The organism is Aliagarivorans marinus DSM 23064 (assembly GCF_000429485.1).
In the GTDB taxonomy this organism is placed as follows: domain Bacteria; phylum Pseudomonadota; class Gammaproteobacteria; order Enterobacterales; family Celerinatantimonadaceae; genus Aliagarivorans; species Aliagarivorans marinus.
On the sequence record NZ_AUBY01000009.1, the window covers coordinates 171,689 to 185,226 of the forward strand.

At 56.9% G+C, this 13,538-nt stretch carries 10 protein-coding genes; 3 read left to right on the forward strand and 7 right to left on the reverse strand.

Going from position 1 to position 13,538, the window contains the following annotated elements:
• Positions 1 to 272 precede the first annotated feature (272 nt).
• Positions 273 to 1,361 carry an efflux RND transporter periplasmic adaptor subunit gene (locus G461_RS0102625; RefSeq protein WP_026970665.1) on the forward strand — a complete coding sequence of 363 codons (1,089 nt, stop codon included), beginning with the start codon at positions 273 to 275 and terminating at the stop codon, positions 1,359 to 1,361.
• Between the two features lie 9 nt (positions 1,362 to 1,370).
• Positions 1,371 to 4,460, forward strand: coding sequence for an efflux RND transporter permease subunit (locus G461_RS0102630; RefSeq protein WP_026970666.1), 3,090 nt, complete (start codon positions 1,371 to 1,373; stop codon positions 4,458 to 4,460).
• A gap of 25 nt (positions 4,461 to 4,485) precedes the next feature.
• Here G461_RS0102630 and G461_RS0102635 read toward each other — a convergent pair whose 3' ends face one another.
• The 7 genes from G461_RS0102635 to G461_RS0102665 all read right to left on the reverse strand — a co-directional run bounded on the left by G461_RS0102635 (position 4,486) and on the right by G461_RS0102665 (position 11,953).
• Positions 4,486 to 5,028 (reverse strand): cupin domain-containing protein, encoded by a 543-nt coding sequence (locus tag G461_RS0102635; protein ID WP_026957548.1) that lies wholly within the window; start codon positions 5,026 to 5,028, stop codon positions 4,486 to 4,488.
• 77 nt (positions 5,029 to 5,105) lie between these two features.
• On the reverse strand, positions 5,106 to 5,951 hold the full coding sequence (locus tag G461_RS0102640; protein WP_026970667.1) for an ABC transporter permease subunit: 846 nt from the start codon (positions 5,949 to 5,951) through the stop codon (positions 5,106 to 5,108).
• Positions 5,951 to 6,865, reverse strand: a complete 915-nt coding sequence (potH, locus tag G461_RS0102645; RefSeq protein ID WP_026970668.1) for a putrescine ABC transporter permease PotH — start codon at positions 6,863 to 6,865, stop codon at positions 5,951 to 5,953. The genes G461_RS0102640 and potH overlap by 1 nt, the downstream gene beginning before the upstream one ends.
• Entirely contained in the window at positions 6,862 to 7,989 is a 1,128-nt protein-coding gene (gene potG, locus G461_RS0102650; protein ID WP_026970669.1) for a putrescine ABC transporter ATP-binding subunit PotG, read from the reverse strand. Before potG ends, potH begins: the two co-directional genes overlap by 4 nt.
• Positions 7,990 to 8,064: 75 nt before the next feature.
• On the reverse strand, positions 8,065 to 9,177 hold the full coding sequence (locus tag G461_RS0102655; protein WP_026970670.1) for an extracellular solute-binding protein: 1,113 nt from the start codon (positions 9,175 to 9,177) through the stop codon (positions 8,065 to 8,067).
• Between the two features lie 71 nt (positions 9,178 to 9,248).
• The gene (locus G461_RS0102660) at positions 9,249 to 10,592 is read right to left on the reverse strand and encodes an aspartate aminotransferase family protein (RefSeq protein WP_035479038.1); all 1,344 of its coding nucleotides are present in this window, start codon (positions 10,590 to 10,592) and stop codon (positions 9,249 to 9,251) included.
• 29 nt (positions 10,593 to 10,621) lie between these two features.
• Positions 10,622 to 11,953 (reverse strand): glutamine synthetase family protein, encoded by a 1,332-nt coding sequence (locus tag G461_RS0102665; RefSeq protein WP_026970672.1) that lies wholly within the window; start codon positions 11,951 to 11,953, stop codon positions 10,622 to 10,624.
• 195 nt (positions 11,954 to 12,148) lie between these two features.
• On the opposite strand from G461_RS0102665, the gene G461_RS0102670 reads away from it, so the two are divergent.
• Positions 12,149 to 13,537: a glutamine synthetase family protein gene (locus G461_RS0102670; protein WP_245587136.1), complete on the forward strand. Its 1,389-nt coding sequence runs from the start codon at positions 12,149 to 12,151 to the stop codon at positions 13,535 to 13,537.
• Position 13,538: the final 1 nt, after the last annotated feature.

The following is a 13,538-nucleotide window of genomic DNA, read 5'->3' on the forward strand; positions in this document are numbered from 1 at the left end:
GCTGGGCTGACTAATATTTAACCACAGCTTGTGTGCGGTTTTTGTGAACACTATGTAAATTACGGCTAAAATTGTTGCTTCGATCAGTCCCTCCGTCATCGCGCTACGAGTCATCTAAACTCAGGGTAGGCGCGTAGTCTGGACAGTAGCGAATCGGCTATTTAGACTCAATAACTTAGCAAGGACGACAGCATAGAGCTGGCAGACAGAACAAGGATGAAACGATGGTGATTTCGGCGGTGGCTCGGGCTCTTAATAAGCAGACTTCGATCATGCTTGCTCTGTTATTACTGATGGGGGGGCGAGCAGCTCCGCTATCGGCGGAAGAGAGTATCGCAGACGATGCGGTCAATATTGCCAGTGTTCGCGCCTTCGTCCCTGAACGCATCCCCAGCTACTCGGTGCAGCGACAGTTCGTTGGCCAAGTGGTGGCGAAGCAAACCGCCGACATCGGCTTTGAGTTGGCCGGTAAAATCTCCCAGATATACGTCGATGAAGGGGACCGGGTTAGCGAAGGTGATATCTTGATGCAGCTGGATACCGAGCTGCTGGAGATTGAATTTAAAGACCTGCAGGCCCAGCTCCAGGTGATTGATGCCGACAGCGCGCTGGTGCGGGCCAACCTGCAACGGATCCGCTCCTTGAAGAAAAGCGGCTACGCCTCTGAGCAGAGCCTTGATGAGCTTACCGCCCAACAAAAATCCTTACGTGCTAACCGTGCCCGGGTTGAATCTTCGATTCAGGCCAATCGCACTCGGGTTGAAAAATCGACCCTGCTCGCTCCTTACGACGGCATCATCGACCGCCGCAGCGTGGCCGAAGGCACCGTGGTCGGCGCGTCTCAGCCGGTGCTGCAGGTACTGCAACAGGGTGGTAACGAGGTGAAAGTGGGGATCCCGGTCCGGCTGATTCGCTATCTCGACCCACGGCAGAAGTTGAGCGTCAGTGTGGGCGAGCAAAACTTTGCGGTGTCGCTGCTCACCAAAGGTGGCCAGGTCGACCCCACTACCCGCACGGTGCAGCTGCGCTTTGCGATCCAAGACCAAAACAACCAGTTAGTTAGCGGCCAGCTAGCCTACCTCAACGTGGTGGAGGATGTACCCGAGCCGGGCTACTGGGTACCGTTAACCGCGATTACCGACGGCATTCGCGGCCTGTGGAATCTGTATGCGATCATCCCCGCCGAAGATGGCTACTCGGTACTGGAGCGGCGCGATGTGCTGGTGCGCTACGCCACCGAGACCGAGGCATTCGTGCAGGGGGCGCTGGATGAGAATGAGGCCATTGTCGCCACGGGCATGCACCGCTATGTGCCGGGGCAGACGGTGGAAGTCTCCAACCCCAATGCCTTGCAAAACTAGGGGGCGGCCATGATTTCCTCTATCTACGCCAACAGTCGCTTTCAGTTGCTGCTGGTGGCTCTGATTATCGTGGCGGGCTTGGGTGCCATCTCCAACCTGCCGCGCAGTGAAGACCCCAAGATTACCTCGCGCTTTGCCAGTATCGTGACCCAATATCCCGGTGCCTCGGCGGAGCGGGTAGAAGCGCTGGTGACCGAGCTGATTGAGAACAAGATCCGCACCCAGCCAGAGATTAATCTGGTGCAATCCTCCTCCCGACCTGGTTTCTCGGTGCTGCAGGTGGAGCTCAAAGATGAGGTGATCGAGGTGGACCCGGTATGGTCGCGGGTACGTGATTTAGTGGGCGAGTTAAGCCCGCAGCTGCCCCCCGGCGCCTTTGATCCGGTGGTTGATGATGACCGGGGCTACGCCTTTACCACCTTGGTGGCACTGCGCTGGGAAGGACCCGGTGAAGAGAATCTGGCGATCCTTGGTCGCTACGCCAAGGAGCTGCAAAACCGCCTGCGAGGGATCACCGGTACCGAGTTTGTCGATATGCAGGGGCAGGGTGAAGAAGAGATTCTGGTGGAGCTGGAGCCGGAAGTGTCTGGCCGACTGAACCTCAGCATCGAGCAAGTCTCACAGCTGATTGCCGCCGCCGATGCCAAGGTGGCCGCCGGTGAGCTAACCAATGATTTTAACCGCATGCAGCTGGAGCTGGTGGGTGAGCTGGACTCGGTCGAGCGCATCAAACGCATTCCACTGGTGAGCGCGGAAAATGGCTTTGTTTATCGCCTTGGCGATCTGGCCTCGGTGACGCGCCAGCTAAAATCGCCGCCTGAGCAGCTGGCCACGGTTGAGCGCCAGCGGGCGATTGTGATTGGCATTCGTATGCTCTCGGAATTCCGGGTCGATCGTTGGACCTCGTGGGTGAACGAGGAGCTGGATGAGTTTCGTGAGATCTTGCCGGCCAACGTCAGCGTTGAGGTGATCTTCGAGCAAGACGGCTATACCACCAAGCGGCTAGCTGAGCTGGTGGGCAACGTGCTGCTGGGTCTGGCGATTATCTTGGTGGTGCTGCTGTTAACTCTGGGCTGGCGCTCGGCACTGATCGTCGGCTTCTCTCTGCCGCTGACGGTGATGTTCACCCTAGCCTGTATGAATTTCTATGGTCTGCCAATTCACCAAATGTCGGTGACTGGCTTGGTGGTGGCGCTAGGGATCATGGTGGACAATGCCATCGTGATGGCCGATACCGTGGCGCAAAAACGCCAACAAGGTTATTCGGGCAAAGACGCGGTCAGCTCGTCGATTAAGCACCTGTGGCTACCCTTGCTCGGTTCCACCCTGACCACCATTCTGGCCTTCCTGCCGATTGTGCTGATGCCCGGTCCGGCAGGTGAGTTCGTTGGCGGGATCGCGCTTAGCGTGATCTTCTCGCTGATTGGCTCCTACTTTATCTCCCACGTGCTGGTATCGACTTTGTCAGGGCGCTTCCTGCCCGAATCCAAGGTGGCCGATCACTGGTATGAGCGCGGCATTCAGATCAACTGGCTGAGCCGGGTGTTTAAGGCCATACTGGCCCTTAGCCTGCGCTTTCCCAAGCTGACCATCTTGCTGGTGAGCGCGGTGCCGATGTTTGGCTTTTACAGTGCCGGCAGTCTGACCGAGCAGTTCTTCCCGCCCTCGGACCGGGATATGTTTCAGATAGAAGTGTATATGGCGCCGCAATCGAGCGTCATGGCCACCCAAGCGCTGACCGAAGACCTGACCGAGCACCTGTATGCTAAAGCAGGCATCACCTCGGTGAGTTGGTTCGTCGGTAACAATGCGCCGTCGTTTTACTACAACCTGATGCTGCGTCAACAGGGCGCCAAGAACTACGCGCAGGCGATGATCAAGACCGAAGACTTCCGCGCGGCCAACCGCTTGATCCCCGAGCTTCAGGCTGAGTTCGACCGCGACTTCCCCGAGGCGCAGATCCTAGTGCGCAAGCTTGAGCAAGGCCCACCATTTAATGCGCCCATCGAGCTACGCATCTATGGGCCGAGCCTAGATGAGCTAAAACGCTTAGGCGAGCACTACCGTAGTCTGCTCTCGGAGGTGCCCCACGTATTGCACACCCGGGCAACCTTGCTGGCGGGAACGCCCAAGGTGTGGCTCAACGTTAACGAAGAGGCCTCGCGGATCAGCGGCTTGGCGCTCACCGAGATGGCCAGCCAACTGCAGGCCCAGCTGCAAGGTCGCCTTAACGGTAGCGTGCTGGAGAGTAGCGAGTCGCTGCCGGTGCGGGTGCGCATCGAAGATGAGCAGCGGGCGCGGGTGGAAAACCTCGGCAGCCTAACGTTAACCAGTATGGTTGCAGGCAGTATTCCTCTGGCCTCGCTGGCTGAGGTGGAAATTCGCCCTAGCCGGGGAGAGATCCCCCGTCGCGATGGCAAGCGGGTTAACACCGTCGAAGGCTATCTGGCGACCGACGTGTTGCCCGATCAGGTGCTGGCGGTATTCCGCGAGCGTATTGCCAATGATGAGATGGTGCTACCGGCTGGTTACACCCTAGAATTTGGCGGCGAAGGCGCTGAGCGCAACGAAGCGGTGGGCAACTTACTGGCTAGCGTTGGTCTAATTGCGGTGATGCTGGTGACGGTGATAGTGCTGTCGTTTAACTCCTTCCGCTTGAGTGCGCTGATTGGCCTGACGGCGATTCAGGCGGCCGGTCTGGGCCTGCTGAGTGTGTTCCTCGGCCAATACCCCTTTGGCTTTACCGTGATTATCGGCCTGCTCGGTCTGATTGGCTTGGCGATCAACGCGGCCATCGTGATCCTCGCGGAGCTGCGCTCGGATGTGAAGGCCTGTAACGGCGACCCCGAGGCGATCCAGTTTGGGGTACTCTCGTGTACCCGTCATATCACCTCTACCACTATCACCACGGTGGGTGGCTTTATGCCGCTAATTCTGGCCGGTGGTGGTTTCTGGCCGCCGTTTGCGGTGGCGATTGCCGGTGGTACGGTGCTGACCACCATGCTGTCGTTCTTCTTTGTACCGACGGCGTTCTCGCTATTGGCCAAAGGTAAGCGCGGGGTGGAGCCATCGGGCGATGAGCCGACGGTGGCTCACTAAACCATAGATGGGATTCGAGGGAAGCTTAGAAGGTTGGAGGGGTTGCGGCGCTGATTAGCTCGCACTCTTCCTTGCCGGGGTTACGAAAGCGGTGGGCTTGGCGGGTTTCAAAGTAATAGGCGTCGCCCGCTTTGAGTCGCTCGGTACGCTCGCCCACGGTAATCTCGATCTCACCGCGTAATACTATCCCGCCTTCCTCACCCTCGTGCTGGATAAAGTCAGGACCGGTATCGCTGCCCGGTGGGTAGATCTCACGTAGTATGGTGAGCTTGCGACTACTGGAGCTGGGGCCAACCAACAGCATCTTGATAATGCCGTCGCCTAAATCAACCAGCTCATCGGCGCGATACACCAGCTTTTCTTGCGGCTCTAGTTCGAGGCTAAAAAACTCACCCATGGAGATAGGAATCGCATCGAGGATCTTCTTTAGCGAGCCTACCGAGGGGTTCACCTGATTCTGCTCAATTTGCGAGATCATGCTGTTGGTGACACCGCTAAGCTTGGCCAACTCGCGTTGGCTCAAACCGCGCATGCTTCGTACACCCTTAAGTCGTTTGCCCAAATCCATGGCGTTGTACTCCTTGATGTTCCCGTGTTAGACCAAGCTAACACGGGACTTTTGAACGGCTGGCTAGGTGCGGCCGACTAGGTGCCGCCGGCCATACGCGCTTCCAGTATCCGGCGCTTCTCTGCCTTGGCCATAAACCACCACGCCAGGAAGCTGGCTAAGGCCACAACCGAGATGATAATGGTTGCCAGGGCGTTGATCTTCGGACTCACCCCCAAACGCACGCTGGAGAATACCACCATCGGCAAGGTGGTAGCGCTGGGGCCGGAGACAAAGCTGGCAATCACAACATCGTCCAGCGACAGGGTAAAGGCCAGCAGCCAGCCGGACACGATCGCCGGCATAATGCTGGGCAGGGTCACCAGAAAGAACACCTTGAAGGGGTGAGCGCCCAAGTCTTGCGCCGCCTCTTCGACGCTCAAATCCAGCTCACGCAAGCGCGAGCTGACCACCACCGCTACATAGGCGGTACAGAAGGTGGTGTGGGCAATCCAGATGGTTAACATGCCCCGCTGGCTGAACAGGTCGAACACCTGACCGAGCGAGATAAACAGTAGCAGCATGCTCAAGCCGGTAATTACCTCGGGCATTACTAAGGGCGCGGTAATCATAAAGGCGAAGCTGGTTTCACCGCGCAGCTTACCCAAGCGGGTCATGGCAAATGCCGCCAGAGTGCCGAGCACGACTGCGGCGGTGGCCGCCATAAAGGCGATGGTCAGGCTGAGAATGATGCCATTCATCAGCAGGTCATCGCGGAATAGCTCGCCGTACCATTTGGTGGAGAAGCCGCTCCACACGGTTACCAAGCGGTTGGCGTTAAACGAGTACACTACCAAGGACAAGATCGGCAGGTAGAGAAACGAGAAACCGAGACCGAGGATCAGCCATTTCCAGCGGGTTTTATAGACCGGGATCGATGACATCAGCTGGCCCCCATTTCACGTTTTTGATAGCGGTGGAAGTACATAATCGGCGCAACCAACAACAGCAACATAATGGTGGCAACCGCCGAGGCCACCGGCCAGTCGCGGTTGTTGAAGAACTCTTGCCACAGCACCTTACCGATCAATATCGAGTCGGGGCCTCCGAGCAGCTCAGGGATCACAAACTCGCCCACCGAGGGGATAAACACCAGCATTGAGCCGGCGATAATGCCGCCTTTGGCCAGCGGCAACAGCACCTTGAACAGCACCGTTAAGGTGGACGCGCCGAGGTCTCGAGCCGCTTCGATTAGTGAGTAGTCGATGCGCATCAGGGCGGTGTAGATGGGCAGAATCATAAACGGCAGGTAGGTATAGACGATGCCGATATATACCGCAGTATCGGTGTGCAGGATCTGCAGCGGCTTGTCGATAACCCCGATGCTCATCAGGAAATTATTCAAGAAACCGTTGTTGCGCAGGATGCCGATCCAGGCGTAAACCCGAATCAGAAAACTGGTCCAGGAGGGCAGGATAATCAGCATCAGCAAGATGTTGCGCGACGACGGGCTGGAGTGAACAATCGCCCAGGCCATCGGAAAGCCAATCAGCAGACACAGAAAGGTTGAGATGGCGGCGATTTTTAACGACAGCAAGTAGGCCGAGGCGTACAGGTCGTCGTCGATCAGGTAAAAGTAGTTGCCGACGTTAAGCAGGATCTGCAATTGCTCATCGGCGTAGCTAAGCAGCTCGCTAAACGGTGGAATGGCGATCTGCGCTTCGGCAAAGCTGATCTTGAACACGATAAAAAACGGCGCCAAAAAGAACAGCAGTAGCCACAAGTAAGGCACGCTGAGAACCAGATACTTACTCGATGGCAGCTTGCGGCGGCGTTTGTTTTGGCGTGACTCACTCATATCTTCAGTACCACGCAGCTTTCTGCATCCCAAGAGAGACTCACTTGGTCTTCCCAGGTGGGCATGTTGTTACGATGGCGCGCCGTGTTGGGCATGGTGGCGGTGATACGGGTGCCGCTGGGCAGGCGCACGTAATAGATACTTTGATCGCCCAGATAGGCGATATCTTCCACCTTGCCGAGGCAGGCGTTGTAGTCATCACAGTGATCGGCTTTGACCACTCGAATCTTTTCGGGGCGCACCGCCACCATCAACGGTACGCCAGGGGCGGCTGATACGCCGTGGGTCAGCCGCAGCGGGCGGCCCAGCTGCTCACTCTCGATCACCGCACCGGTGTAGTCAGTTTCCTGCAGCAGGCCATCGAACACGTTCACCGAGCCGATAAACTCGGCACTAAAGCGCGAGTTAGGGTACTCGTAAATCTCTTCCGGCTCACCGATCTGGACAAACTGACCACGGTTCATAATGGCTACGCGGTCGGCCATGGTCATGGCCTCTTCTTGGTCATGGGTCACCATCACACAAGTGGCGCCCACTTTCTCAAGGATGTCTACCACCTCGAGCTGCATGCGCTCGCGCAGTTTTTTATCCAAAGCGCCCATCGGCTCGTCGAGTAACAGCAACTTGGGCCGTTTGGCCAGGCTGCGCGCCAGTGCCACCCGCTGTTTTTGCCCGCCGGAGAGCTGGTGGGGTTTGCGCTTGGCGTAGTCTTGCATGTGCACCAAGGAGAGCATGTAGCTGACCATATCGGCGATCTCGCCCCTAGGCAGCTTGTCTTGCTTGAGGCCGAAGGCGATGTTCTGCTCCACCGACATATGCGGGAACAAGGCATAGGACTGGAACATCATATTGACCGGGCGCTGGTGCGGCGGCACATTAATCAGCTCTTGGCCATCTAGTAGGATCTGGCCACTTGAGGGGCGCTCAAAGCCGGCCAGCATTCGCAGTAGTGTGGACTTGCCACAACCGGAGGCACCTAACAAGGCAAAAATCTCTCCCTTATTGATGGTCAGGGAGACCTGATCGACGGCCACGACACCGTCGAAATCCTTACTTAAGCTGTTTATCTGTAGCAGCGCTTCCTGGCTGGCTACTTTGGTTGCGGGTTTTGACACCACCGCCATAGGGCTATCTCCTTCGACAGTCGCGGGGCGCAGTGCGCCCCTTAGGACAGTTCAGTCCCAATGCCTAGCTAATCTCTAGTTCTTCAAGAACCGGGTCCAGGAACGGGTCATCTCCCGGCTAACTTTAGCGGGCATGATTTTAGCGCCATAAAGCTTAGCCAAGGTTTCTTCACTCGGGTAGATGCCGGGGTGTTCCAAGATTTCCTGGTCGATAAATTCCCGCGAACTCGGGGTAGGGTTGGCGTACCAAACGTAGTTGGAGATCTCCGCGATCACTTCGGGGCGTAGCAGGAAGTTAATAAAGGCATGGGCGTTGTCCGGATGGGGGGCATCTGCAGGGATGGCCATCAAGTCGAACCAAGCCAGCGCGCCCTCTTCGGGGATCACATAGGCCACTTCCACACCGTTATCCGCTTCGGCTGCGCGGTCTGCTGCTTGCAGTACATCGCCTGACCAACCAATGGCAACACAGATGTCGCCGTTCGCGAGGTCGTTAATATACTGGGAAGAGTGGAAGTAAGTCACGTATGGACGCAATTTTTCCATCAAAAGAAAGGCTTCGGCGTCTTCTTTGTAATCGCTAAGCTCGCGACTGTTCGGATCTTTGCCTAAATAATGCAAGATGGCGGCGTAGATCTCGGTGGGCGCATTAAGAAAGGCCACCCCACATTGTTCGAGCTTCGCCAGGTTCTCGGGTTTAAATACTAAATCCCAGCTGCCGATGGGGGCATCTTCGCCAAGCACTTCGGTCACCTTGGCCACGTTATAACCGAGACCGGTGGTTCCCCACAAGTACGGCACTGCATAGGTATTATCCGGATCGGAGGTCTCCTCGAGCATGCTCATGATCTTGGGGTCGAGATTGCCGTAGTTGCTTAGCTTGGACTTATCCAGAGGCATAAACGCCCCCGCCATCGCCTGACGCGCCAGAAAATCTGAGGTAGGAACCACTAAATCGAAGCCAGTGGAGCCGGCCAGGATCTTGGCTTCCAGCACTTCGTTGGAGTCGAATACGTCGTAGACCACACCGATGCCGGTTTCTTGCTCGAACTGCTCAATGGTCTCTTCGGCGATATAGTCCGACCAATTGTAAACATGCAGTACTTTGTTCTCGGCAGAGAGCGCCGGGGCGCTGAGCAGTAGGCTCGCGGTTAACGCGCTGGTAGCGAAGGTTGTTGAGTGTTTCATCCTTGAATCTCCTGATAATTGGGCGGGTGCCCACCATTAATCGTTACAACTAATCGTTACAGCTTACTCTTCTATTTAACTCCCAATGCCGACGCGGTTTGATCCAAACTACGGTGGATCAGCGTCAGCATTAAATCAATCTCTTCAATGGTCATCACCAGCGGCGGCGAGATAATCATGGTGTCGCCACAGGCACGCATGATGATGCCGTTTCCGATACAGATATCCCGGCAGACAACGCCCGCCTGACGCGACTTGGCAAAACGCCCCATGGTTTGTTTGTTGGCGACCAGCTCGAGTGCGGCCACAAAGCCGCAGCTTCGTGCCTCACCAACCAGCGGGTGCTCGGCCAGCTTGGCCCATTGCTCGGCAAGGTAGGGAGCTAATTGCTCGCCGACGCGGGCCACATGGCCCTCGCTCTCCAGCAGCTCAATGTTTTTGAGTGCAACCGCACAGGCCGCTGGGTGGCCGCTGTAGGTAAAGCCGTGGGCGAACTCGGTATCGGCGTCAATCAACACCTGCGCCACTTCGTCGCTGACCATTACCGCGCCCAGCGGCAGGTAGCCCGAGGTAATGCCCTTGGCCAGACACATCAAATCGGGGTTGATATTAAAGGTTTGGCTGGCGAACCAGTTGCCGGTGCGGCCAAAGCCACAGATCACCTCATCGGCCACCAACAGGATTTGGTACTTGTCGCAGATCCGCTGGATCTCCGGCCAGTAGCTATCCGGTGGAATGATTACCCCGCCCGCGCCTTGGATCGGTTCGGCGATAAAGGCGGCGACTTTGTCCTCACCCAGCTCTAAGATCTTCTGCTCAAGCTGAGCGGCGCGCTCTAAACCGAAGCTGTGTGGGTCTTGGCCTTGGCCTTCACCAAACCAATAAGGCTGGTCTATATGCTCGATATTGGGCAGAGGCAGGCCGCCTTGGGCATGCATAAAGTCCATACCGCCGAGGCTGGCACCGGCCATGGTAGAGCCATGGTAGGCATTGTGGCGGCTGATGATCACCTGCTTGTCAGGGTGGCCTTTGCTGGTCCAGTAATGGCGCGCCATCCGCACCACGGTGTCGTTACACTCCGAGCCGGAGCCAGTAAAAAAGGCGCGATTCAGATCGCCGGGGCACAGCTCTGCCAGCTTCTGGCTGAGCGCCATCGCCGGCGGGTGGGTGCTTTGAAAGAACAGGTTGTAATAGGGTAGCTGGCGCATCTGCGCGGCGGCGGCTTCGACTAGCTCGTCGCGGCCGTAGCCGAGATTTACGCACCATAGGCCGGCCATGCCATCGAGCAGGCGATTACCCTTGTTGTCGAATACAAACACCCCTTCGGCGCGCTCGATAATCCGCGGCCCTGTCTGGTTGAGCTGTTTGTAGTTGGAAAATGGCGGTAGACAATAGTCGGCGCTGAGCTGTTGCATATTCACCTCAAAATTATCGTTAACAAGGGCTAGACGTTGAGCAGCAGGTGCTCGCGTTCCCAGGAGCTGATGACCTTGAAGTAGGTCTGATACTCCTTGCGTTTTACTGCCACGTAGCAGTTCACGAAGTGCTCGCCCAACAGCTCTTTAAGCTCGTCACTTCGCTCTAGTTTGAACAGTGCCTCTTCCAAGGTGCCGGGCAGGGCATAGCGGTGTTCGCTGACATCGCGGGTCTCTTGGGCATTGGGTTTTAGCCCGCGCTTCATGCCCAAGTAGCCGCAAGCCAGGGTGACAGCCATGGCCAGATAGGGGTTGGCATCGGCGCCGGCAAAACGGTTTTCCACCCGGCGATTGGCGGGATCGGCCCGGGGGACGCGTAAGCCAACGCTACGGTTGTCCACGCCCCATTGCAGGTTGATGGGGGCGGAGTCGCCAAACATCAGCCGCCGATAGCTATTCACATTGGGGGCATAGAAGGAAATCGCGGCCGGGGTAAAGTGTTGTAAGCCAGCGAGATAGCTGGAGAACATGGCACTGGCTTGGCCATCGGGCTGGCTAAACAGGTTGTTGCCGTTGCCATCTAACAGGCTTTGGTGGATGTGCATGGCACTGCCGGGTTCGTGCTCCATCGGCTTGGCCATAAAGGTGGCGTAGATATCGTGGGCCAAGGCTGCCTCGCGCATGGTGCGTTTAAACAGGAACACTTGGTCACACAGATTGAGTGCTTCGCCGTGGTCGAAGTTGATCTCCATCTGCGCCGCGCCGGACTCATGTACCAGCGTGTCCACCTCCAGCTGCTGGATATCGCAGTAGTCGTACATGTCCTCGAACACCGGATCAAACTCGTTGACCGCGTCGATGCTAAAGGACTGGCGGGCGGTTTCCGGGCGGCCGTTGCGCCCTTCCGGTGGCTGCAGCGGGTAATCCCAGTCGAGGTTTTTCTTCACTAAGAAGAACTCCAGCTCGGGAGCTACGATGGGTCGCCAACCTTCATCTTCATAGAGTTTCAGTACCCGCTTTAGCACCGAGCGAGGGGCAAAGCCGATCAGCTCGCCGCTGCTGTCGAAGCAGTCGTGGATCAGTTGGGCGGTGGGCTCCTTGGCCCAGGGTACTAAGCGCAGGCTGGATTCATCGGGCTCCAGCTGCATATCTTTCTCGGTCCAGTCGAATAGGCCCTCGTCTTCCGGCCACTCACCGGTGACGGTTTGGAAGAAGATGGACTCGGGCAGGCGCATGCCGCCTTCGCGCAGGTATTTCTTGGCCGGGATAATCTTACCCCGGGCGTTACCGGTGAGGTCGGGGATCAGACATTCAACCTCGGTAATCTGGTGTTGTGCAAACCACTTGGCGATACTTTCCATAGTCACCTTTTTCACAGGGTCCACAGCTTGATGTGGGCCGTTCTTTGAACATTATTTGCACATTAAGCATTGTCAGCTGATGACAAAAAGTCAATCAGCTGTTAAATATTTCGAAACAAAAACAGTCTCTACTGCCAAAGTGGCATGCTGAATTTGCGTTATACTGAACGCTATCGACGACATGGGAGGGATACCGTGTTCCAGCTGAAATCCACGCAAACGCTAGTTAAAGGCTCCAGCCTATCGGCCTTGGAGCAGGAAGTTGCAGATTTTCTGGCTGCTAATCCGCAGTTAGAGAGCATCGACCTGATGCTCAGCGATATCAACGGGGTGATTCGCGGAAAACGGATTGAGCCCGACAGCTTGAGTAAGATTGCCAAAGAGGGCATGTGCCTGCCAGCCTCGGTGTTTGCGCTGGATATCTGTGGCGAAACCGTCGAGGAGACCGGGCTGGGTTTTGCCCAAGGCGATGCCGACCGGCTGTGCTTTATGGTGCCGGGTAGCCTTTGCTTGATCCCCTGGAAGCCGCAGGCCGCCCAGGTGTTGGTCAGCATGTTCGAGCTTGATCATCGTCCCTTCTATGCCGACCCGCGTCATTTACTCGAAGCCCAGTTAGCCCGTTTACATGATCAAAGCTTATTTCCTTGCGTCGCCATTGAGTGGGAGTTCTACCTACTCGACCCCAAAGCCGATAACGAAGGCCAGCCGCGCCCGCCGATCCTGCCCAAAGCCAAGCAGCGCATGCAGCAAACTCAGGTGTATTCCTTGGATGAGCTGGACGAGTTCGAAGCGTTTATCCATGACGTACATCTGGCCTGCCATGCCCAAGGTATTCCCAGCGACAATGTGATTGCCGAGTATGCGCCCGGTCAGTTTGAGGTGAATCTGCGCCATCAGCATGACCCGGTGTTGGCCTGTGATCAGGCGATATTGCTGAAACGTACCATCAAGGCGATCGCCAAGCAGCACGGCTACGTGGCAACCTTTATGGCCAAGCCTTACGCCGAGCACAGCGGTAATGGCTGCCATATGCACATGAGTTTACTCGATGGGCAGGGAGAGAACCTGTTCGCCACTCAGCCTGCTTTGCTCGAACAGGCGGTGGCGGGGGTGTTGGACACCCTGCCCGATGCCATCGCCCTGCTGGCCCCCAATGCCAACTCCTACCGCCGTTTCCAGCCGGATATGTTTGTGCCCTTGCATGCCAACTGGGGCTGGGATAATCGCACGGTGGCGCTGCGCATCCCCTCGGGTACCGAGGAAAACACCCGTATCGAGAATCGCGTTGCCGGCGCTGACTGTAATCCCTACATCGCCATGGCCAGTATGCTGGCCGGGCTGCAACGAGGGATCAGCGAAAAGCTAAGCTGCCCCGCTCCTTGCGAAGGGGATGCCGGCGGTGTTGGGCCGACCTTGCCGTTGCATTGGCCGCAGGCCTTGGAGCAGTTCCAAAACAGTGTACTCTACCGTGCGCTGGGTGAGGACTTCAGCCACGTGTATTTAGCGAACAAGCAGCATGAACTGCAGCGTTTTGAGGCCAGTGTCTCTCCGCTGGAACAACGCTGGTACCAACAACAGGTGTAGG

Coding starts and splice junctions, on each gene's coding strand:
- potG (WP_026970669.1), bottom strand. CDS start 7,989: ATGGCGGTGGTGTCAAAACCCGCAACCAAAGTAGCCAGCCAGGAAGCG.
- G461_RS0102640 (WP_026970667.1), bottom strand. CDS start 5,951: ATGTCATCGATCCCGGTCTATAAAACCCGCTGGAAATGGCTGATCCTC.
- G461_RS0102630 (WP_026970666.1), top strand. CDS start 1,371: ATGATTTCCTCTATCTACGCCAACAGTCGCTTTCAGTTGCTGCTGGTG.
- G461_RS0102655 (WP_026970670.1), bottom strand. CDS start 9,177: ATGAAACACTCAACAACCTTCGCTACCAGCGCGTTAACCGCGAGCCTA.
- G461_RS0102665 (WP_026970672.1), bottom strand. CDS start 11,953: ATGGAAAGTATCGCCAAGTGGTTTGCACAACACCAGATTACCGAGGTT.
- G461_RS0102625 (WP_026970665.1), top strand. CDS start 273: ATGCTTGCTCTGTTATTACTGATGGGGGGGCGAGCAGCTCCGCTATCG.
- G461_RS0102660 (WP_035479038.1), bottom strand. CDS start 10,592: ATGCAACAGCTCAGCGCCGACTATTGTCTACCGCCATTTTCCAACTAC.
- potH (WP_026970668.1), bottom strand. CDS start 6,865: ATGAGTGAGTCACGCCAAAACAAACGCCGCCGCAAGCTGCCATCGAGT.
- G461_RS0102635 (WP_026957548.1), bottom strand. CDS start 5,028: ATGGATTTGGGCAAACGACTTAAGGGTGTACGAAGCATGCGCGGTTTG.